Annotated in this window: 16 protein-coding genes and 3 tRNA genes; 11 read left to right on the top strand and 8 right to left on the bottom strand. The window is 73.2% G+C overall.

The features are described from left to right. The first annotated feature begins 53 nt into the window (after positions 1-53). The 5 genes from AC069K_RS23410 to AC069K_RS23390 all read left to right on the top strand — a co-directional run bounded on the left by AC069K_RS23410 (position 54) and on the right by AC069K_RS23390 (position 7124). Positions 54-878: a sirohydrochlorin chelatase gene (locus tag AC069K_RS23410; protein ID WP_478619425.1), complete on the top strand. Its 825-nt coding sequence runs from the start codon at positions 54-56 to the stop codon at positions 876-878. Positions 879-925: 47 nt separating this feature from the next. Continuing rightward, positions 926-2227, top strand: coding sequence for a deoxyguanosinetriphosphate triphosphohydrolase (locus AC069K_RS23405; protein WP_478619323.1), 1302 nt, complete (start codon positions 926-928; stop codon positions 2225-2227). Between the two features lie 187 nt (positions 2228-2414). Further along, entirely contained in the window at positions 2415-3689 is a 1275-nt protein-coding gene (locus tag AC069K_RS23400) for an NAD(P)/FAD-dependent oxidoreductase (protein WP_365110710.1), read from the top strand. A 121-nt stretch (positions 3690-3810) separates the two neighbouring features. Beyond that, complete coding sequence (dnaG, locus tag AC069K_RS23395) at positions 3811-5700, top strand: DNA primase (protein WP_478619319.1); 1890 nt, start codon at positions 3811-3813, stop codon at positions 5698-5700. A 191-nt stretch (positions 5701-5891) separates the two neighbouring features. Further along, positions 5892-7124: an RNA polymerase sigma factor gene (locus AC069K_RS23390; protein WP_365110704.1), complete on the top strand. Its 1233-nt coding sequence runs from the start codon at positions 5892-5894 to the stop codon at positions 7122-7124. A 35-nt stretch (positions 7125-7159) separates the two neighbouring features. Here the strand turns inward: AC069K_RS23390 and AC069K_RS23385 are convergent, their stop codons facing one another. From AC069K_RS23385 to AC069K_RS23370, 4 genes are all read right to left on the bottom strand, one after another. After that, entirely contained in the window at positions 7160-9085 is a 1926-nt protein-coding gene (locus tag AC069K_RS23385; RefSeq protein ID WP_478619315.1) for an ABC transporter ATP-binding protein, read from the bottom strand. After that, a complete protein-coding gene (locus AC069K_RS23380) occupies positions 9082-10815 on the bottom strand; it encodes an ABC transporter ATP-binding protein (RefSeq protein WP_365110801.1) in 1734 nt (577 codons plus the stop codon). Before AC069K_RS23380 ends, AC069K_RS23385 begins: the two co-directional genes overlap by 4 nt. A 196-nt stretch (positions 10816-11011) precedes the next feature. Further along, complete coding sequence (locus AC069K_RS23375; protein WP_478619312.1) at positions 11012-12457, bottom strand: FGGY family carbohydrate kinase; 1446 nt, start codon at positions 12455-12457, stop codon at positions 11012-11014. 72 nt (positions 12458-12529) lie between these two features. Further along, a complete protein-coding gene (locus AC069K_RS23370) occupies positions 12530-12841 on the bottom strand; it encodes a YtxH domain-containing protein (protein ID WP_358837388.1) in 312 nt (103 codons plus the stop codon). Between the two features lie 193 nt (positions 12842-13034). Here AC069K_RS23370 and AC069K_RS23365 point away from each other — a divergent pair. From AC069K_RS23365 to AC069K_RS23345, 5 genes are all read left to right on the top strand, one after another. Beyond that, positions 13035-13107: transfer RNA gene (locus AC069K_RS23365), tRNA-Asn, on the top strand. A 5-nt stretch (positions 13108-13112) separates the two neighbouring features. Next, positions 13113-13185: transfer RNA gene (locus tag AC069K_RS23360), tRNA-Asn, on the top strand. A 164-nt stretch (positions 13186-13349) separates the two neighbouring features. Continuing rightward, positions 13350-13423 (top strand) — tRNA-Ile (locus tag AC069K_RS23355). Positions 13424-13938: 515 nt separating this feature from the next. Next, a complete protein-coding gene (locus AC069K_RS23350) occupies positions 13939-14673 on the top strand; it encodes a class I SAM-dependent methyltransferase (protein ID WP_365114024.1) in 735 nt (244 codons plus the stop codon). Between the two features lie 445 nt (positions 14674-15118). Next, positions 15119-15709 (top strand): hypothetical protein, encoded by a 591-nt coding sequence (locus AC069K_RS23345; RefSeq protein ID WP_478619307.1) that lies wholly within the window; start codon positions 15119-15121, stop codon positions 15707-15709. A gap of 36 nt (positions 15710-15745) precedes the next feature. Here the strand turns inward: AC069K_RS23345 and AC069K_RS23340 are convergent, their stop codons facing one another. The 3 genes from AC069K_RS23340 to AC069K_RS23330 all read right to left on the bottom strand — a co-directional run bounded on the left by AC069K_RS23340 (position 15746) and on the right by AC069K_RS23330 (position 19669). Continuing rightward, positions 15746-17104 (bottom strand): carboxyl transferase domain-containing protein, encoded by a 1359-nt coding sequence (locus AC069K_RS23340; RefSeq protein ID WP_478619304.1) that lies wholly within the window; start codon positions 17102-17104, stop codon positions 15746-15748. Next, positions 17097-18518, bottom strand: a complete 1422-nt coding sequence (locus tag AC069K_RS23335; RefSeq protein ID WP_478619301.1) for an acyl-CoA synthetase — start codon at positions 18516-18518, stop codon at positions 17097-17099. Before AC069K_RS23335 ends, AC069K_RS23340 begins: the two co-directional genes overlap by 8 nt. A gap of 200 nt (positions 18519-18718) precedes the next feature. After that, positions 18719-19669: a hypothetical protein gene (locus tag AC069K_RS23330; protein WP_478619298.1), complete on the bottom strand. Its 951-nt coding sequence runs from the start codon at positions 19667-19669 to the stop codon at positions 18719-18721. 69 nt (positions 19670-19738) lie between these two features. Here AC069K_RS23330 and AC069K_RS23325 point away from each other — a divergent pair, with 69 nt between their 5' ends. Then, complete coding sequence (locus AC069K_RS23325; protein WP_358837318.1) at positions 19739-20170, top strand: Lrp/AsnC family transcriptional regulator; 432 nt, start codon at positions 19739-19741, stop codon at positions 20168-20170. Between the two features lie 93 nt (positions 20171-20263). On the opposite strand, the gene AC069K_RS23320 is transcribed toward AC069K_RS23325, so the two are convergent. Continuing rightward, a complete protein-coding gene (locus tag AC069K_RS23320) occupies positions 20264-21883 on the bottom strand; it encodes a GAF domain-containing protein (protein ID WP_478619422.1) in 1620 nt (539 codons plus the stop codon). Positions 21884-22002 lie beyond the last annotated feature (119 nt).

Genomic DNA, 22002 nt, shown 5'->3' with positions numbered 1-22002 from the left:
CCGTCCGCACCTCCCGCCCGCCCCGCCCGGGCGGCCGGCTCAGCCACGTACGACTGAACGGGAGCCGCAAGCCGATGCCCACGACCTCCCGGCCCACCCTGGTCGCCGTCGCCCACGGCAGCCGCGACCCCAGGGCCCTGCGCACCGTCACCGCCCTGCTCGACCTGGTCCGCGACCTGCGTCCCGGACTCGACGTGCGGCTCGGCCACATCGAGATCGACGAGCCCGCGCTGCCCGACACCCTCGCCGGACTCGCCGCCGGGCACGGTGACACCGCCACCGACGCCACCGCCATCGAAGCCGACGCCACCGTCGACGCCGTTCTCGTACCGCTGCTGCTGAGCCGCGGCTACCACGTCAAGCAGGACATCCCGGCCGCCGCCGCCGACGCCCCGCGGCTGCGCACCCGTATCGCCCGGCCGCTCGGCCCGCACCCGCTGCTCGTCGAGGCGCTGTACGAACGGCTCGTCGAGGCCGGGTGGGACGACGACCCGCGCGCGCGGGGCGGGCGGGCGGTGGTGCTCGCCGGGGCCGGATCGCGCGATCCCGAGTCGGCCGCCGACACCCGCCGCACCGCCGCGCTGCTCGCCGACCGCCTCGGCGTACCGGTGATGCCCGCCTACGCCTCGGCCGCCGCCCCCACCGTCCCCGACGCCCTGCGGGCGCTCGCCGCGCGCGGCCGCCACCGGGTCGCGATCGCCTCCTACTTCACCGCGCCCGGCCGGTTCGCCACGCAGAGCGCCGCCCACGCGCGCGGGGTCGCCGCCGCCCCGCTCGGCGCCCACCGGGCCGTCGCCCGTCTCGTCCTGCACCGTTACGACCAGGCGCTCGCCGGGGCCCCGTTCACCGCCGCGCCCCGCGAACTCGCCACGGCCTGAACCCCCGCGCCGCCCCGCTTGTCAGTGGTTCCGTTTACTGTCGGTGCATGGAAGGCATCGCAGCACACCACCCCGGGTACGAGTCGACCGACGTCGAGCGGTGGGCCGCCGAGCCGGACAAACGGCCGGGCCGCACCGCCTTCCAGCGCGACCGCGCCCGCGTGCTGCACTCCGGCGCACTGCGCCGGCTCGCGGGCAAGACGCAGGTCGTGACCCCCGGCGAGACCGGCCGCCTCTGGGACGCCAGCCCGCGCACCCGGCTCACCCACTCCCTGGAGTGCGCCCAGGTCGGCCGCGAGCTCGGCGCCGCCCTCGGCTGCGACCCCGACCTCGTCGAGGCGGCCTGCCTCGCGCACGACATGGGCCACCCGCCCTTCGGGCACAACGGCGAGCAGGCGCTCAACGACTTCGCCAAGGACTGCGGCGGCTTCGAGGGCAACGCCCAGTCGCTGCGCCTGCTCACCCGCCTCGAACCCAAGCGCTTCGTGCGCGACGAGCAGAGCGGCGAGCCCGTCAGCGTCGGCCTCAACCTCACCAGGGCCGCCCTGGACGCGGCCACCAAGTACCCCTGGCCGCGCGGCGGGCACCCCACCGACCCGCAGTCCACGAAGTTCGGGGTCTACGAGGACGACCTGCCGGTCTTCGACTGGGTCCGCCGGGGCGCCGTGCCCGACCGCACGTGCTTCGAGGCCCAGGTCATGGACTGGGCGGACGACGTGGCGTACTCCGTCCACGACTTCGAGGACGGGCTGCACGCCGGGCACATCGACCCCAACCTGCTCTTCTCCGAGCCCGAGCGCGAGGACATCTGGCGCGTGGCGATCGGGCGGTACGTGCCGTCCGGCACCGACCCGCAGGAACTGGCGGACGCGCTGGACCGGCTGATGGACGAGGAGTGGTGGCCGCACGGGTACGACGGCTCGGCGGTCGCCCAGGCCCGCCTCAAGGACGCCACCAGCCAGCTCATCGGCCGGTTCTGCCTGGCCGCCGAGGGCGCGACCCGCGAGCGCTGGGGCTCGGGCCGGCTGACCAGGTACGGGGCGGAGCTGGTGGTGCCGCGCGCCGCGCGCAACGAGTGCGCGGTGCTCAAGGCGGTGGCGGTCCGCTATGTGATGCAGCGTGACGAGCAGGAGCGGCTCCGCGCCGACCAGCGCGTCATTCTGGCCGAACTGGCCGAAGCGCTCACGGCGCGCGCTCCGGCGGACGGGCTCGACCCGCAGTTCCGCGCGCTCTTCGCCGCAGCCGGTGACGACCGCGCCCGGCAACGCGTGATCGTCGACCAGATCGGGTCCCTGACGGACGCGGCGGCCCTGTCCCTGCACGCCAGACTCGCCATGCCGCCCCGCTGAGCCGCGGCGGAGCGGCCTTTCCGGCGCCGCACCCCGCCGTATCCCCGTCGTCCCATCGCATTTCCGTACGTATGACGCACCGATCAAGCCCGGCCACTCGGCGCCCCCAACGGAGCAAGCCCTCTTCCCCCATCACGCTCCGTGCGGGACGCTCGCAGATGGCGGTTGAGCAACGAGGAGGCATCAAGTGGTCGACGCAGACCGGACATTTGTCATTGTCGGTGGAGGACTGGCCGGGGCCAAGGCCGCCGAGACCCTGCGCGCCGAGGGGTTCAACGGCCGGGTGATCCTCATCGGCGACGAGCGGGAGCACCCCTACGAACGGCCTCCCCTGTCCAAGGGCTTCCTCTCCGGCAAGGAGGAACGCGACGGCGTCTTCGTCCACGAACCCGGCTGGTACGCGCAGAACGACATCGAGCTCCACCTCGGCCAGACCGTCACCGCCATCGACCGCGAGGCCAGGACCGTCCGCCTGGGCGACGGCACCGTCATCGGCTACGACAAGCTGCTCCTCGCCACCGGCTCCGAGCCGCGCCGCCTGGAGATCCCCGGCACCGACCTCGCGGGCGTCCACCACCTGCGCCGCCTCGCCCACTCCGAGCGGCTGCGCAACACCCTCAAGGCCCTCGGCCGCGACAACGGCCACCTGGTGATCGCCGGGGCGGGCTGGATCGGCCTGGAGGTCGCCGCCGCCGCGCGCGGCTACGGCGCCGAGGTCACCGTCGTCGAGCCCGAGCAGACCCCGCTGCACCAGGTCATCGGCCCCGAGCTCGGCCAGATCTTCACCGAGCTGCACGCCGAGCACGGCGTCCGCTTCCACTTCGGCGCGCGGCTCACCGAGATCGTCGGCCAGGACGGCATGGTCCTCGCCGCCCGCACCGACGACGGCGAGGAGCACCCGGCGCACGACGTGCTCGCCGCGATCGGGGCGGCCCCGCGCACCGCGCTCGCCGAGGCCGCCGGGCTCGCCCTCGTCGACCGCGCCCACGGCGGCGGGGTCGCGGTCGACGCCTCGCTGCGCACCTCCGACCCGGACGTCTTCGCCGCGGGCGACGTGGCCGCGGCCCACCACCCGCTGCTGGACACCCGGCTGCGGGTGGAGCACTGGGCCAACGCCCTCAACGGCGGCCCGGCCGCGGCGCGCGCGATGCTGGGCCAGGAGACCGCCTACGACCGGGTGCCGTACTTCTTCTCCGACCAGTACGACCTGGGCCTGGAGTACTCGGGCTGGGCGCCCCCCGGCAGCTACGACCAGGTGGTGCTCAGGGGCGACGCGGGCAAGCGCGAGTTCATCGCCTTCTGGCTGAGCGAGCGGCGGGTGCTGGCGGGGATGAACGTGAACGTGTGGGACGTCACAGAGGCGATCCAGGACCTGATCAGGGCGGGAACGAAGGGCGTCCAGGTCGACCCGGACCGCCTGGCGGACCCGTCAGTCCCCCTGGCCGACGTGACCAGGCCCTGACATTCGACCCCGAGCCGCCCGCACCCGGCCGGGCGGCGAGGGGGCCGGGGGCCCGACAGGCACCCGGGCCCCCGCCCCGGCGACCGCCGGCACTGTCCTCCCCGCACCGTAGACTTGCCGCGTGGCGGGCAGGATCAACGATGACGACGTGAAGGCGGTCCGGGACGCGGTCCCGATCGACGCCGTCGTGTCCGAGTACCTCCAGCTGCGCAACGCGGGCGGCGGCAACCTCAAGGGCCTGTGCCCCTTCCACGACGAGAAGTCCCCGTCGTTCCAGGTCAGCCCCAGCAAGGGTCTCTTCCACTGCTTCGGCTGCCAGGAGGGCGGCGACACGATCGCCTTCGTCCGGAAGATCGACCACCTGTCGTTCTCCGAGGCCGTGGAGCGCCTGGCCGCCACCGCCGGCATCACCCTGCGGTACGAGGAGGGCGGCTACAACCCCTCCCACCAGCGCGGCGAGCGCATCCGCCTGGTCGAGGCCCACAAGATCGCGGCGCAGTTCTACATCGAGCAGCTCGGCACCAGCCCCGAGGCCGAGATCGGCCGCAAGTTCCTCGCCGAGCGCGGCTTCGACCAGGCCGCCGCCGCGCACTTCGGCGTCGGCTACAGCCCGGCCGGCTGGGACCACCTCACCCGCTTCCTGCGCGGCAAGGGCTTCAGCGACAAGGAGCTGACCCTCTCCGGGCTCTCCCAGGAGGGTCGCCGCGGCCCCATCGACCGCTTCCGCGGCCGGCTGATGTGGCCGATCCGCGACGTCTCCGGCGAAGTCGTCGGCTTCGGCGCCCGCAAGCTCCGCGACGACGACAACGGCCCCAAGTACCTCAACACCCCCGAGACCGCGATCTACAAGAAGTCGCAGGTCCTGTACGGGATCGACCTGGCCAAGAAGGACATCGCCAAGTCCAGCCGCGCCGTGGTCGTCGAGGGCTACACCGATGTGATGGCCTGTCACCTCGCCGGGGTCACCACCGCCATCGCCACCTGTGGCACGGCCTTCGGCGGCGACCACATCAAGATCCTGCGCCGCCTCCTGATGGACAACGGCAGCGCGCGCGTGATCTTCACCTTCGACGGTGACGCGGCGGGCCAGAAGGCCGCCCTGCGCGCCTTCGAGGACGACCAGAAGTTCGCCGCCGAGACCTACATCGCCATCGCCCCCGACGGCATGGACCCCTGCGAACTGCGCCTGGCCAAGGGCAACGAGGCGGTCGCCGACCTGGTCCAGCCCCGCACCCCGCTCTTCGAGTTCGCCATCCGCCAGATCGTCCAGCGCTACGACCTGGAGACCCCGGCGGGCCGCGCCGCCGCCCTCGACGAGGCCGCCCCGATCGTCGCCCGCATCAAGAACGTCGCCTCCCAGCACGAGGTGGCCGTCCAGCTGGCCGGCATCCTCGGCATCCTGGACACCCAGTTCGTCGTCAAGCGCGTGGCCCAGCTGGCCCGTTGGGCCCGCGACCGCGGCGGCAAGGGCCCCGCCCCGGACCGCGGCCGCCCGTACGGGGAGGTGCGGGCCCCGGCCGCCGCCTCCGGGCCCGCCCTGAACCTGCGCAGCCCCGCCCACCGCACCGAGCGCGAGCTCCTCAAGCTTGCCCTGCAGCACCCGCACCTGGTCTCCCCGGCCTTCGACGCGTACGGGGTGGACGAGTTCACGGCCCCGCCGTACGCGGCGGTGCGCCAGTGCATCATGGAGGCCGGCGGCGCCACGGACGCCCCCTCCGACTACCTCCAGGCCGTCATGGAGTCGGCGCCCAACGACACCGTGCGCGCCCTGGTCACCGAGCTCGCCGTGGAGGCGGTCCACGCCCGCGTGGTCGACGAGGCCTACGCGGGCGAGCAGCTCGTCGCCGTCCGCCGCCGCGCCGTCGACCGCCGCCTCCTCGACATCCAGGGCACCCTGGCCCGCCTCGGGCAGAACGGCGACCCCGAGCGACTGGCCGCCGTCCAGAACGAGTTGTGGGTCCTCCAGCAGTACGGCCAGGCGCTGCGCAACCGGGGCGCGGAAGCCCTCTGAGCGCCGGGCGCGGCCCCCTCGGGCGCGCCAGCCCGGACTGCCCGGGCCGCCGCGGGGTACCCGGACCCGTGACAGCGCGGCGCGAGCCGCTCCCGTTGCCACCGCGGTAACCGCCCGGTCACGGACCGGCTTCAAAAAGTCACCGCACGCCCCTCGTGGCGGAGATGTGTCTTACCCCACACTGGGGTGCGGTGCCTGAGTCCTCGGAGCGCGGCCGGCCCACCGAAGGTGGGTACCACACCCCCGCGGATCCGCTCATCGTGTACGGGACGGACAGCGGCCCGGCCGCCCCCGTCCCGCTGCCGCACGCCCCCGATCCGGCAGCGATCACCCTGGAGGTCGCCCCCGTGCAGACCCAGACCCTGACCGACAACGACGTCGTGGCCACCGTGCCCCCGCAGACCCGGGCCGTGCTCCACCCCGAGACCGAAACGCCCCCCGTCGAACTCGTCGACGACGTGGTGGAGGTGCCCGAGCCGCCCGAGCGGGTGCCGGGGCGCGCCGACACCGGCGGCCCCTCCTCCGACCTGTTCCGCCAGTACCTGCGCGAGATCGGGCGCATCCCGCTGCTCACCGCCGCGGAGGAGGTCGAGCTGGCGCGCCGGGTGGAGGCGGGGCTTTTCGCCGAGGAGAAGCTCGCCGGCACCCCGGACCCCGACTCCCAACTCGCCGTGGACCTCGACAAGTTGGTCGTCATGGGCCGGATGGCCAAACGCCGGCTGATCGAGGCGAACCTGCGTCTGGTCGTCTCCGTCGCCAAGCGCTATGTGGGGCGCGGGCTCACCATGCTCGACCTGGTCCAGGAGGGCAACCTCGGGCTGATCCGCGCGGTCGAGAAGTTCGACTACGCGCGCGGCTACAAGTTCTCCACGTACGCGACGTGGTGGATCCGCCAGGCCATGTCGCGCGCGCTCGCCGACCAGGCCCGCACCATCCGCGTCCCCGTCCATGTGGTCGAGCTGATCAACCGCGTGGTGCGGGTGCAGCGCCGGATGCTCCAGGAGCGCGGCTACGAGCCGACGCCCGAGGAGGTCGCCGCCCACCTCGACCTGCCGCCCGAGCGCGTGAGCGAGGTGCTCCGGCTCGCCCAGGAGCCGGTCTCGCTGCACGCCCCCGTGGGCGAGGAGGACGACGTGGCGCTCGGCGACCTGATCGAGGACGGCGACGCGGCGTCCCCCGTGGAGTCGGCGGCCTTCCTGCTGCTGCGCGAGCACCTGGAGGCCGTGCTGTCCACGCTGGGCGAGCGCGAACGCAAGGTGGTCCAGCTGCGCTACGGGCTCGCCGACGGGCGCCCGCGCACGCTGGAGGAGATCGGCCGCATCTTCGGCGTCACCCGCGAACGCATCCGCCAGATCGAGTCCAAGACGCTGAACAAACTCCGCGACCACGCCTTCGCCGACCAGCTGCGGGGCTATCTGGACTGAGCCCCGGCGCCGGGACGGCCCGGCGCCGGAACGGCCTAGTCGACCTCCGCCACCGCCTGCGCGAACTGCGCCGCGTACAGCCGTGCGTACGCGCCCTCGGCGGCCAGCAGTTCGTCGTGCGTGCCCTGCTCCACGATGGCGCCGTTCTCCATGACCAGGATGACGTCGGCGTCCCGGATCGTGGAGAGCCGGTGGGCGATGACGAACGACGTCCGCCCGTGGGCCAGCCGCGCCATCGCCTTCTGGATCAATACCTCGGTACGGGTGTCCACCGAGCTCGTCGCCTCGTCGAGGACCAGGATCACCGGGTCGGACAGGAACGCCCGCGCGATGGTGATCAGCTGCTTCTCGCCCGCGCTCACCCCCGTGCCCTCGTCGTCGATCACCGTGTCGTACCCGTCCGGCAGCGTCCGGACGAACCGGTCCGCGTGCGCCGCCCGGGCCGCCTCCTCGATCTCCTCGCGGGTCACCGGCCGGTCCGCGCCGTACGCGATGTTGTCCGCGATGGTGCCGCCGAACAGCCAGGTGTCCTGAAGCACCATGCCGATGCCCGAGCGCAGCTCCCGGCGCGACATCCGGGCCGCGTCAACCCCGTCCAGGGTGATCCGCCCGTCCGTCACCTCGTAGAACCGCATCAGCAGGTTGACCAGCGTCGTCTTGCCCGCGCCCGTCGGGCCGACGATCGCGACCGTCTGCCCGGGCTCGACCTTCAGCGACAGGTCCTCGATCAGCGGCTTCTCCGGGTCGTACCGGAACGCCACCTTCTCCAGGGTCACCGCGCCGCGCCGCTCCACCGGCCGCTCGGCCGACTCCGCGTCCGGCTCCTGCTCGTCCGCGTCGAGCAGCTCGAAGATCCGTTCGGCGGAGGCGACGCCCGACTGCACCAGGTTCGCCATCGAGGCGACCTGGGTGAGCGGCATGGAGAACTGCCGCGAGTACTGGATGAAGGCCTGCACATCGCCGATCGACAGCGCGCCCGAGGCGACCCGCAGTCCGCCGACCACGGCGACCAGCACGTAGTTCAGGTTCGAGATGAACATCATCAGCGGCTGCATCACCCCGCTGTTGAACTGCGCCCGGAACCCGGCCTCGTACAGCGCGTCGTTCTGCTCGTCGAACTGCCGCGCCGACTCCTCCTGGCGCCCGAAGACCTTCACCAGGGTGTGCCCGGTGTACATCTCCTCCACGTGCGCGTTGAGCCGGCCCGTGGTCTTCCACTGCTGCACGAACTGCGGCTGCGACCGCTTGCCGATCCTCGTCGCGACGAACACCGACAGCGGTACGGTCGCCAGCGCCACCAGGGCCAGCAGCGGCGAGATCCAGAACATCATCGCCAGCACGCCGACGATGGTCAGCAGCGAGTTGATGAGCTGCCCCATCGTCTGCTGCATCGTCTGCGAGATGTTGTCGATGTCGTTGGTCGCCCGGCTGAGCACCTCGCCCCGCTTGGCGCGGTCGAAGTACGACAGCGGCAGCCTCGACAGCTTCGCCTGCACCTGCTCGCGGATCCGGAACACCGTACGGTTGATCGCCCGGTTGGAGAGCCGGGTCGCCACCAGCATCAGCAGTCCCGCGCCCACGTACACCGCGAGCGCCACCAGCAGCACCCGGCCGACCTCGCCGAAGTCGATGCCGTGGCCGGGGGTGAAGCGCACCCCGGAGAGCATGTCGGCGAGCGAGCCGTCGCCCTTGTCGCGCAGCCGCTGGAGCGCCTGCTCCTTGGTCGTCCCGTCCTGCATCTGCCGGCCGACGACGCCCGCGAAGACCAGGTCGGTCGCCTTGCCGAGGATCTTGGGCCCGACCACCGAGAGCGCCACGCTGAGCACCGCGGCCACGAGCATCACCCAGAGCGTGCCCTTCTCCGGCGCGAGCTGCCTGAGCAGCCGCTTCGACGAACCCTTGAAGTCCATCGAGCGTTTGCCGTCGCCCTGGCCCATCATCCGGGCCATGTTTCCGCTCATGCCGCCTCGGCCTCCGTCAGCTGGGAGAGCACGATCTCCCGGTACGTCTCGTTCTCGGCCATCAGCTCGTGGTGGCGGCCGGTGCCGACGACCCGGCCCTCGTCCAGGACGACGATCCGGTCGGCGTCGCGGATCGTGGAGACCCGCTGGGCCACGATGACGACGGTCGCCTCGCGCGTCTCGCGCAGCAGCGCCGCCCGCAGGGCCGCGTCGGTGGCGTAGTCGAGCGCCGAGAACGAGTCGTCGAAGAGGTAGATCTCCGGGCGCTGCACCAGGGTCCGCGCGATGGCGAGCCGCTGGCGCTGGCCGCCGGAGACATTGGTGCCGCCCTGCGCGATCGGCGCGTTGAGCCCGCCCTCCAGCCTGCCGACGAACTCCTTCGCCTGGGCGACCTCCAGAGCGTGCCAGAGCTCCTCGTCGGTGGCGTCGGGATTGCCGTACCGCAGATTGGTCGCCACCGTCCCGGAGAAGAGGTACGGCTTCTGCGGCACCATCGACACCGTCTTGGCGAGCAGGACGGGATCGATCCCGCGCACGTCCTCGCCGTCCACCAGGACCGAGCCGCCCGTCACGTCGAACAGCCTCGGTACGAGCCCGAGCAGCGTGGACTTGCCGCTGCCGGTCGACCCGATGACCGCGGTGGTCTCGCCGGGGCGGGCCACCAGGTCCACACCCTTCAGGACGGACTCCTCGGCGCCGGGGTAGGTGAAGTCGGCGCCGCGGACCTCCAGATGGCCGCTGCGGCGCAGCTCGCGCACGGGGGCCTTCGGCGGCACCACGCTGCTGTCGGTGCCGAGGACCTCCTCGATCCGCTCGGCGCAGACCTCGGCGCGCGGCACCATCATGAACATGAAGGTGGCCATCATCACGGCCATCACGATCTGCATCAGATACGTGAGGAACGCGGTGAGCTGGCCGATCTGGAGGGAGCCGCTGTCGATCCGGTGGGCGCCGAACCACACCACGGCCACCGAGGAGACGTTCACCACGGTCATCACGGTGGGGAACATCAGCGCCATCAGCCGGCCGGTGCCGAGCGAGACGTCGGTCAGCTCGGTGTTGGCGCCCTTGAAGCGGCCCTTCTCGTAGTCGTCCTTCACGAACGCCCGGATCACGCGGTTGCCGGTGATCTGCTCGCGCAGCACGCGATTGACCGTGTCCAGACGGGTCTGCATGGTGCGGAACAGCGGCCGCATCTTCCGCACGATCAGCGAGACGCAGATGCCCAGCACCGGCACCACGGCGAGCAGCACCGCCGACAGCGGCACGTCCTGGCCGAGCGCCATGACGATGCCGCCCACGCACATGATCGGCGCCGACACCATCAGCGTGAACGACATCAGCGTCAGCATCTGGACCTGCTGCACGTCGTTGGTGGTCCGGGTGATCAGGGACGGCGCCCCGAAGTGGCCCACCTCGCGCGCGGAGAACGACTGCACCCGCGCGAAGACGGCCGCCCGCACGTCCCGGCCCAGGGCGGCGGCGGTGCGGGCGCCGAAGTAGACGGCGCCGACGTTGCAGACCACCTGGACGAGGCTGACGGCGATCATGATGCCGCCGAACTCCAGGATGTAGCCGGTGTCCCCGTGAACGACACCGTTGTCGATGATGTCGGCGTTCAGGGTCGGCAGATAGAGGGTCGCGCAGGTCTGGAGCAGCTGGAGCAGCACCAGGAGCGCGATCGGTTTCTTGTACGGAACCAGATGGGTCCGCAGGAGTCGTATGAGCACGTGAAGGCTCTCCGGGTCGGCAAGATCGAGGGGTTCGACCCCCATCTTGCGACACTCCACCCCTGGAACCTCAAGCGATTAAGCCAAGGGCGAGTCAAAAGGATGAGTCAAGGACGGACCTCCGACGCAGTCAAGACGACACGCCGGAAAATCCCCCGTACGGCTTGTTCCGTGCCCTGGTGACCGGGGCGCGCGCTCATGCCCCGGTGTCGAACGCGCCCGGGTGGATCTCGTCCCGCGTCGCGATGTACTGCTGGCGCACCGCCTGCCCCACGGCCAGCTCCTCGCCCGGCTCGAAGACCTGCGCCGCCGCGCCCTGCCAGGCCGGCGGGGTGTGCGCGGCGAGGGAGCCCTGCGAGACGCCGAGCGCCCAGGCCGCCTGCCGGGCCGCGCCGAGCGCCGCGTACTCGGCGGGCTGCGGCACGACCACCTGGGTGCCCAGGATCGCCGGCGCCGCCGCCTGTACGGCCGGCAGCTCGGCCGCGGCGCCGAGCAGGAAGACCCGGCGCACCTCGACCCCGCGCGAGCGCAGTACGTCCAGCGCGTCCGCCAGGGAGCAGAGCATGCCCTCGAACGCGGCCCGCGCCAGGTGCTCGGGCTTCATCGACTCGCGCCGCAGCCCCGAGAGCGTCCCGGCCGCGTGCGGCAGCCGGGGGGTGCGCTCGCCCTCCAGATACGGCAGCAGGACGAGCCCGCTGGCGCCCGGGGTCGACTTCAGCGCCAGCGCGGAGAGCTCCTCCAGGCTCTCGACGGCGAGCATCTCCGCCGTACCGCGCAGCGCCCGTACCGCGTTGCTCGTATGCACGACGGGCAGATGGCGGCCGGTGGCGTCGGCGAACGACGTAATCATCCCGGCCGGGTCGGCCAGCGCCTCGTGGTGCACGGCCATGACCGAGCCCGAGGCCCCGAGCGAGACGACCGCGTCGCCGGGCCCGACCCCGAGGCCGAAGGCCGCGGCCATCGTCTCGCCGGTCCCGGCCGAGATCAGCAGCCCCTCGGGGGTGGTGCCGGCCGCGTCGGAGGGGCCGAGCACCTCGGGCAGTGCCACGTGGTGGCCGAGCGCGAGTTCGACGAGGTCGGGGCGGTAGAAGCCGGTCGCGGCCGACCAGAAGCCGGTGCCGGAGGCGGCCCCGCGGTCGGTGGTACGGCGGGCCGGGCGGCCCAGCAGCTGCCACACCAGCCAGTCGTGGGCCTGGACGATCGCGGCGGTGCGCTGGGCGGCCTCCGGCTCGCTGCGGGCCAGCCAGCGCAGCTTGGCCACCGCCTGGCCGGCCTGCGGCACGCTGCCGACGGCCTTGGCCCACGCCTCGCGCCCGCCGAGCGCGTCGGTCAGGTCCGCGGCGGCCACCTGGGCGCGCTTGTCGTTGCCGGTCAGCGCGGCCCGTACGAGGGAGCCCTGGGAGTCCAGCGCGATCAGCGCGTGCTGCTGGGCGGCGACCCCGATGGCCTGCACCCCTTCGAGCAGCCCGCCCGCCGCGGCCTCGCCCAGCGAGAGCAGCCAGGCCTGCGGATCGACCTCGGTGGCCTTGGGATCGACGGGATGCGGGGCGTACCCCTGCCGCAGGACGGCACCGGTGTCGGTGTCGCAGACGACGATGCGAGTGAAGGCGGAAGAGCTGTCCAGCCCGGCGACTATCCCCATGCGCACGATTCTGCATCACGCGGGGGCCCACCGGGCCCCCGCGCGACCACCGGCTCCCGCGGGGAGCCGGTGTCAGGTGTTGCTGGTGCCCCAGTCGTCCTCGCCGCCCTGGCCGCGCCCGCGCAGCGAGCGCACCCGGTCGGCGATCGACTTCGGCGCCTTGTCCCCGACCTTGTCGGACACCTTCTCGGTCACCGCGTGGATGGCCTTGCCCGCGTACGCCCGGCCGTTCTGCGCGGCCGACTCCGCGGTGTTGCGCACCGCCGGGTTCTGGGCGACCTGGCGGGCGGACTTCTTCAACTGTTCGTAGCGCTCGCGTCCGGCCCGGGTTCCGAGCACGTACCCGACGACGAGTCCGACGGCGAACGTGAGCCGGTAGCGCATGGCGGTCACCCTTCTGTGGCGTCTGGCGACGTCACTGTGACGTCGTGTGCTGCGCCTACCCGCGAAGCCCCGAGATCACCCGGGGCGGAACCGATTGGCGGAGCACCCCCCTGCTTGCGCTAATGTATGTGTCGCAGCGAGCGCACGCCGCCCGGGGACACCCGGGGTAGGTACGTTCGATGCAACGAGACATTCCCCTGTAGCTCAATTGGCAGAGCAGCCGGCTGTTAACCGGCAGGTTACTGGTTCGAGTCCAGTCGGGGGAGCTCGGTCTCCTGTAGCTCAATTGGCAGAGCAGCCGGCTGTTAACCGGCAGGTTACTGGTTCGAGTCCAGTCGGGAGAGCAGTGAAAAGGGCCCCTCGAGGGTCCTTTTTCATGCCCCGGGGAACCGCGCGGGGCATGACGGGGTCCTCATGGGCGTGCGTTGCCGACCATCCGAGGCAGGAGATCGTATGAGCGGCTATGCTGCGGCAGACGGCGCGCACAAATGTGCGCGACGCGCCGTTAGGGGCGGTAGCTCAGCCGGTTAGAGCAGCGGACTCATAATCCGTCGGCCGTGGGTTCGAGTCCCACCCGCCCCACTCTGCGTTCCCTCCGCAGAAACGTTTCAACCTGCGCGGGCGACGCGGTGCGCCTGCGCGGCGCGACGCGTACACCTGCGGGAGAGAGCCCCGACCATTTTGTGGTCGGGGCTCTTTCGCGTGAGCGGGTCCGGGGGGTGGGGGGTGGTGGCTGTACGTTCCGTGCGGGGGGCGGGGGCGGGCGTCAACACGAGCGGTGAGGGCGTCGGGCTGGACCGGGGTCCCGGACCGGGGTCCCGGACCGGGGTCCTGGGCGGGGGGCCGGGGCTGGGGTCCCGGGCGGGGCCGTCCGGCGGGGCGAGGCGGTCCGGGCGCGGGCGGTGGCGCGGGGGGCGGTATTCCGTTCCCTTCCTCCCTCCCCGTTCCGTAATTCTCTCTCCTGTCAAGCCCTGTTCAACCGCGGAGTTCCCGATATTGCACGTCTGATCAGCCACCCGGGCTTGTCGCCGGAGGATTGGGTCCGGGAGATTGACCGCATCGCTTGATTTCGGCGGACCGTAAACGGGAGGCACCACGTGAGCACGGAGCAGGTCTACACGGCGGGCAGCGCCAACTTCGATCCGCTGTACGCGGGGAAGGTGCGGACGGAGGGGCTGGGGATGAAGTTCGACTTCGCGCCCTGGAACATCCCCGAGCCGCAGCCCGTCGTCGTGGCCCTGGAGGCGTCCGGCGCGTTCCGAGGCAAGGTGCTGGACGCCGGGTGCGGCACCGGGCAGAACTCGCTGCACCTCAAGAGCCGCGGCCACGACGTCACCGGCCTGGACTTCTCGCCGTCCGCCATCGGCCAGGCCCAGGAGCGCGCCCGGGAGCGCGGTCTGGACATGACCTTCGCGGTGTCGGACGCCACGAAGTTCGAGGGGATCGAGGGCGGCTTCGAGACCGTCCTGGACTACGGGCTGTACCACGTGCTCAGCGACGAGCAGCGGCGCGCGTACGCCGCCGCCCTGCACCGGGTGACCGCGCCGGGCGCCAAGCTGCACCTGTTCGCCTTCGCCGAGTCCGAGCTGGTCGGCCTGCCGCCCCAGCAGCTGCGGGTGAGCAAGGACAACTTCCGTACCAACCTGGACGGGCAGTGGCGGATCCTCGCCATCGAGGACAGCCTGTGCACCACCAACCACACCCGTGAGTACTTCGAGAAGCAGCGCGAGGAGACGGGCGGCACCCTGCCGTTCGACCCGGACGCCTTCGACGTGGACGAGAAGGGCCGCATCGTCTACCCGATGTCGTACGTGCACGCCGAGCGGATCTGACCCACGGCCGTGACGGGGCCGGGCGTCCGCGAGGACGTCCCCCCGTCACCCGCCGGCCCGGGGCCCGCCGGTTAGCGTCGCCCGGCGTAGGGGTGCCGGGTGGTGTCTGTTCACCTGTAGGCCGGTGTGCGCGACCACCACTGATCCACGAGCAGAACGACGACCGTACGGCGGCCAAGGCCGCGTCGCCGCTCCCCTTCTGCGCCGCATTCGACCGGCGAAGCCGTGCCGCTTCCTGCTCGGCCTGGTCGCCTGAGCATGAGCCTGGACGGTGCCCGCCACGCCTTGGGTTATGGACTGCGCAAGTCTGTACCGGCGTCGCCAACTGCACCGGTGGCAGACGTGGGACCCACTTCCGACGGGGAGCCGGGACCAATGCGCTCGCGTGCCGCGCCGGACATGAGATAGCTTCGCTCATCTTGTACGGCGCCTGGAGGAAACTGAGTTGACGGTGGACGACGAGTGGAAGCCCGAGTACTGGGACCTGGCAGTCGATCTCCTCAAGAAGTATTTCCCGATGGGCCCGGCAGTCACCTTTCCGACGATGCGCACGGGCTATCCCTGGGCGGACCACCGCCCGCGCGTCGCAGACTCTCGCGTTCACGCCAAGAACAACGACGAGTACCACGGTGTAGAGCGTCACGCATGGCAGTACCACGTCACGGTGCAGTACACCGAGGCGTACCACCACTTCTTGATGGCAGCCGCCATGCGGTACGACGACGCCCAGTTGCTGGGGGCCGCCGACGCGGGTCATTCCAGCGCCATCAGGTACTGCATCCGCCACGCGCTCTACAACAAGGCACTCGCCGAGGTGCTGGGAACGGGCCTGCCCTGGCCACGGCCCGAGCGATTCGGTATCGACCCGGAGCAGCACGCGAAGCGGGAGGCCCGCGCGGAACGCGAACTCGACATCGCGTTCTCGCGAGCGCTTCCGCCCGTGGAGCCTCGCCCTGAGCCAGTGCCTCCAGCCGCGACCAGCGCCGCCAAGACCGTCCACAGAGCCGCAGGCCCCGGTCCGGGGTCCGGGGCGTAGCCCCGGGAAGCGGCTCCCCCACCCACCCCGCAGGATCTAGGGAACGGGCGGGGTGGGGGAGATCACGCCTCGGGCCAGGCCCAGGCGTACCAGGTCCTGGGGGCGGAGGCCCAGCTGGTCCGCCGTCCCCCGGACTTCGCCCTCCCCCCGCTTCAGAATCGCCGCCGCCAACTCCGGCGCGATCACCGAGAAGTAGCTCGACGGGGTCAGCCAGGTGCGGCCGGGGGACGCGAGGGCCAGGGCGCCGCCCGAGCCGCCCTCGCCGATCACCAGCGTCGTCACCGGCACCCCCACCCCCGCCACCGCCCCGAAGCACTCCGCGACGGCCGCCCCCTGCCCGGCCCGTTCCGCCGCCGCGTCGTTCGCCGCGCCCGGGGTGTCGACCAGGGTCAGGACGGGCACGCCGAGGCGGTCGGCCAGGTGGAGGAGGCGGGCGGCGGTGCGGTAGCCCGCGGGGCGGGTCGCGGTGCCGGTCTGGGCCGCGTACGCCACCGTACGGCCGTCCCGCGACCCGAAACCGCACAGCATCCCCGCGTCCACACCCCCGCAGCGGTCCCCGCTGATCGGCAGGCGGTGGGTGAAGTAGGCGTCGAGGTAGGCGGCCGCCCGGGGGCGGGACGCGGCCCGCGCCTGCTCGACCGCCTCCCAGCCCGTCCCCGGCAGCCCCGCCCCGCCCAGCGGCGCGGGCACGTCCGCCGGGGCCACCGGGCCGCCCGGAACCCCGCCGGAGAGCAGCCCCAGCCACCTCCCCAGCACCCCGCGCAGCTCCGCCACCGGCACCACCGCGTCCACCGCCCCGGCCGCGAGCTGCCCCTCGGCCGCGTACGCCGCGGGGTCCGCGTCGGCGGGGCGGACCCGGGAGCCCGCGAAGCCCACCTGCGCGCCCGGCAGCGCCAGGACCACGTCCGCGCCCGCGCCCAGCGTGGCCCAGCCGCCACCGGTCGTCGGGTCGCGCAGGACCGCGATCTGCGGCAGCCCGGCGGCGCGCAGCAGCGCGGACTGGCGGGCCACCCGCTGGAGCTGGGTGAGCGCGACCATGCCCTCCTGCATCCGGCTGCCGCCGGTCGCGATCAGCGACACCAGCGGCAGCCGCCGCTCCCGCGCCGCCCGGTACGCCGCCTCCAGGCGGTCGCCCGTGCGCTGCCCCAACGACCCGCCGAGGAAGCCGAACTCGAAGGCCAGCAGGACACAGGCCCGCCCTTCCGCCTCCGCCAGGCCGTACACCACCGACTCCTGCTCGCCGGTGCGCTCCGCCGCCCGCGCCCTCGACGCCGCGTACCCCTCCCAGCCGAGCGGGCCCTCCGCCGGGCCCGTCTCGCGCTCGGGCGGGAACAGTTCGGTGAAGGCGGACGTGGCCGCCGCGATCGCCGCCCGCGCGGTCAGCCGCTCAGCCATTTCCCAGCGCCCGCTTCATGATCTTGCCCATGTCGTTGCGCGGCAGCGCCTGAAGGAAGCGGACCGTACGCGGCCGTTTGTGCGGGGAGAGCTGGGCCGCCACATGCGCGGCCAACTCCTCGGCCGTGGGCGGCGCCTGGGGATCGGCCGCGACCACCCACGCCACGATCCGTTCCCCGAGATCGGCGTCCGGCTCACCGGTGACGGCGGCCTCGCGCACCGCGGGGTGGTCGAGCAGCGCGTTCTCGATCTCACCCGCCCCGATCTTGTAACCGCCGCTCTTGATCAGGTCGGTGGCCCTGCGGCCCACGATCCGTACGTAACCGTCCGCGTCCAGGCTCGCCATGTCGCCGGTACGGAACCAGCCGTCCTCGGTGAAGGCGGCCGCGGTGGCCTCCGGCCGGTTGAGGTAGCCGGTGAACAGGTGCGGGCCGCGCACCTGGATCTCGCCGATGCCGTCCGACTCGTCCGCGAGACGCAGCTCCACGCCCGGCAGCGGCACGCCGACCGTTCCCGGCCGCGGCTCGCCGTCGACCCGTACGCTCGTGTTCATCAGCGTCTCGGTCATCCCGTACCGCTCGATCACCGTGCGGCCGGTCGCCGCCTCGATCCGGCGGTGGTCGTGGACGGGCAGCGCCGCCGACCCCGACACCAGCAGCCGCGCCCCGGCCAGCGCCTTCGCCAACGCCCGGTCCGTGTCGAGGGATTCGGCGATCCGGTGGTACATCGTCGGCACCCCGAACAGCATCGTCGCCCCCGCCGACAGCTCGCGGGCCACCCCCTCCACCGAGAACCTGCCCAAGTGGCGCACCGAGCCGCCGCGCCGCAGCGGGCCGAGGACGCCGAGGATCAGCCCGTGGACGTGGAAGAGCGGCAGCCCGTGGACGAGGACGTCCCGGTCCGTCCAGGCCCAGACCTCCGCCAGCGCGTCGAGCGTGACGGCGACGGCCCGGCGGGGCAGGACGGCCCCCTTGGGCGGGCCGGTGGTGCCGGAGGTGTAGACGACGAAGGCGGGGGAGGCGGGGTCGGGTTCGGCGGCCGGGAGCTCCGCGCCCGGCTCCGCCGTCGTACGTACGCCGATCCTGGTCAGCGCCTCCAGCGCGGGCGGCAGCGACGCGTCGGGGGCGGCGAGGACGGCCGTCGGCGCGCTGTCCGCCAGGATGTGCGCCAGTTCGCGCCCGCCCGTTTTCGGGTTCAGCGGTACGGCCGGGACCCCGGCCAGCAGCGCCGCCACCACCCCGACGACCGTCTCCGGGCTCGGCGTCGCCCAGACCGCGACACGACCGGCTCCGGCGAGCCGGCCCGCCAGGGCGCCCGCGGCCCCGGCGAGTTCCGCGTAGGTGAGGGAGTGCTCGCCGAACCGCAGGGCTTCCTTGCGGTCGGCGGTGCGCAGCGCGGGAAGGAGAGGGGACACGGGAGAGGGCTCCTCGCAGTCGACGGCGATCAGGCAGGAACACCGGCCCGGAAGGGCCACCCGAAACCCTACGCGGCACCGCGATCAAGGAGGTGGCAGAGCGGTGCGAGGGGGTGGTGGCGCGGTGAGGGAGGTGGCAGTGGGGGCGAGGGGGGCGCGATCAGGGAAGCGGCAGTGGGGGCGAGGGGGTGGCGCCGCGATCAGGGAAGCGGCAGCGCGACCTTGACCGCGTACGCCGCGACCAGCCCGTAGCCGATCCGGAACGTCCACGTCCGGGCCGCCTCGGAGATCCGCGCCCCGGCGAACCCGCTCGCCGCGACGAGCAGTTGCTGCCACACGAAGGAGGCGCCGAACACCGCCGCGACGAACACGGCCCCGCTGCCGCCGCCGTGCAGGGTGCTGCCCTGGGCGGTGGTGAGCGCGGTGAAGTAGAGGGCCGTGGTGGGGTTGACGAGGGTGAGGGCGGCGAAGCGGACGAAGACGCGGGCGGGGGTCGCGTCCGGCGGTACGGCCGCGGGGGCGGTGGCGGTGGTGGCCGGTTCCGCGGGGGCGGGGGAGTGGCCGCCGCCGGGTGAGGTGACGCCCTTCGTCGGGGCGGAGGAGTGCGCGCCGGGTGCGGTGAGGCGCTCCGTGGGGGCGGACGGGCTGCCGTCCGCCCCGGCGATCGCCGGTCCTGTGGCGGCGTGCGAATCGCCGTTCGCCCTGGCGACCGGTCCCGTGGGGGCGGACGGGCTCCCGTCCACCTCGGCGACCGGCTCCGTGGGGGCGGGCGGGCTGCCGTCCGTCCCGGCGACCGGTCCCGTGGAGGCGTGCCGGCTGCCGTCCGCCCCGGCCACCGCCGGTCCTGGGGGCGTCGCCGGGCCCCGGGACCCCCACAGCCCCCGCCCCGCGATCACCATCAGCACGCCCGCCGCCACCAGCCGTACCCACGCCTCCACCCCCGCGAGCGTCGACGCCACCCACGGGCCGAGCGCCGTGGCCACCGCCGCGTACGCGAAGTCGACCACCGCCACCGCCGAGGCCGCCGCGACCGCGCCGCGCCGGTCGCGCATGCCCTGCTGGACGAGCAGCACCCCGACCGCGCCCACCGGCATCGCCACGCCCAGGCCCGCCGCCGCACCCGCCACCGCCGTCGTCCACATCTCGCTCATGGGGGTACTGTCCGGCCACGCCCGCCGGGTACGCGGCCGGATATCGGCGCGGACTGCGACAATCGCGGTATGGACCGCTTGGACAGAGAAATCCTCGCCGTACTGCGGGAGGATGCGCGGATCTCGTACCGCGACCTGGGGACGAAGGTGGGGCTCAGCGCCAACGCCGCCGCCGAGCGGGTGCGGCGGATGCGCCGCGAGGGCGTCATCCGGGGCTTCACCACCCTCATCGACCCGACGGCCGACGCGGGGGCGGGGCTCGTCGTCTTCATCGACGTCACCCTGCGCCTGGACACCACGAACGAGGAGTTCGAGAAGGTCGCCCTGAAGCTGCCGGGCATCACGGAGGTCGTGCACGTCACGGGCGAGCACGACTATCTCGTACGGGCGAGGGCGGCCGATCCGGCGGCGCTCGACGGGCTGCTGCGCCGGCTGAAACGGGAGGCGGGCGCGGCCCACTCCCACACCCGGATCGCGCTGCGCGCGGCGTCCGGACCCTGAGCCCCGGGTCATACCGGCGACGGCCAGTGCGTTCCGGCCCTGAGCCCCGGGTCACACCGGCGACGGCCAGTGCGTTCCGGCTCTGAGCCCCGGTCACACCGGTGACTGCCAGGTCACCGTCGTCCCGCGCGCCACGTCATCACCGCTCGCGCCCCCCGTCCCGTCCCCCCTCCCGTCGCCCGTCCCGTCCCCCCTCCCGTCGCCCGTTCCGTCGTCCGTGACCTCCAGGCGGACCCCCGCCCGCCCGTCCGGCAGGACCGCCGCGGCGTCCACCAGGACCTGGACGGAGGAGACGCCCGGGCGGCGGTGCGCGGCGGCGAGCGCCGTGCGCAGGGCGGCGACCAGCTGCCCGGCGGCCGGTTCGCCGACGACCGTGTCCACCGCGCCCTCGAACCGCACCGACGGACGGAACCCGAGCAGGGCGCCCGCGCCGTCCGTCTCGCGCAGCACCCGGCCCCGTACGGTCGTCGGCGCCTCGGCGGGCGGCTGCTGGAGAGCGAAGATGGCGGTACGGACCTCCTGGATCGTGGAGTCCAGCTCGTCCACGGCCCGGGTGAGCAGCTCGTCGGTGTCGTCGCCGGCGGCCTTCGCGGCGCGCCGGCGCGTCGACTCCAGCATCATCTCGGTGGCGAACAGCCGCTGGACGACGAGGTCGTGCAGATCGCGGGCGATACGGTCGCGGTCCTCGTACACCGCGAGCCGCTCCCGGTTGTGCTGCGCGTCGGCGAGGACGAGCGCGAGCGCCGCCTGCGAGGCGAACTGCGCGGCCAGCAGCCGGTCCACGGCGCTGTACGGCTCGGCCCCGCGGCGCCGGGGGAGCGCGAGCGTGCCGATGAGCTTGCCGCCGCTCTGCAGCGGCAGCATCATGCTCGGCCCGAACCGCGTCCGTACGTGGGTGGTCATCCTCGGGTCGGTCGCGGAGTCCTCGATGAACACCGGCTCGCCGCCGAGCAGCTGGACCAGGACGGGGGAGCCCGGCGCGATGGTGGTGCCGACGATGTCGCCGGGGTCGTCCGGCGCGGAGGCGGCGACGATCTCCATCCCGCCCTCCGGGGTGGGTTGGAGCACCACCCCGGCCGCCGCGTCCGCGAGCAGCCTGGCCCGCTCGGCGACCGTCATCAGCGCGTCGGCCGCCGTGTCGCCGGTCAGCAGCGAGGTGGTGACGGCGGCGGCGCCCTCGATCCACCGCTCACGGCGCCGGGCCGTCTCGTACAGTCGCGCGTTGCCGATCGCGATCCCGGCTTGCGAGGCGAGGACCCGCAGCAGCGCCAGGTCCTCGTCGGTGAACGCGCCCCCGCGCCTGTCGGTCACACAGAGATGGCCGAACACCTCGGTGTGTACGCGGATGGGGACGCCCAGGAACGCGTGCGTCGGCGGATGGCCGGGCGGCGCGCCCGAGGAGCGCGGGTCGGCGGCGGGATCGGCCGCCCGCGGTGGTGGCGTGCCGTCGGCGGGATCGGCCACCCGCTGTGGCCGCGTGCCGTCGGCGAGCGCGCCCAGCACCCCGGCGCACCCGTCCGGGAGCGCCGCGATCCGCTCCCGCTCGGCGCCGGTGAGCCCGGCCGTGAACAGCCCGGTGAGCCGCCCGCGCTCGGGGTCGAGCACGCCGAGCGCGCCGTACCGCGCGTCGGTCAGCTCGGCGGCGGTGTCGACGATGTGCTGGAGGGTGGTGTGCAGTTCGCGCTCGGAGCCGACGCCGAGGACGGCATCCAGGAGGAGGGGGAGGGGAGCAGCCCCGGTCCCGGTCCCGGTTCTGGGTCCGGGTCCGGTTTCGGTTCCGGTCCCGGGTTCGGTTCCGGTGCTGGATACGGCGTCCGCCTCGGCCCCGGTTC

The sequence above is a fragment of the Streptomyces sp. NPDC043908 genome, from assembly GCF_056435525.1.
The sequence above is the reverse complement of the archived record's forward strand: the minus strand, read 5'-3'. Positions and strand labels throughout refer to the sequence as shown.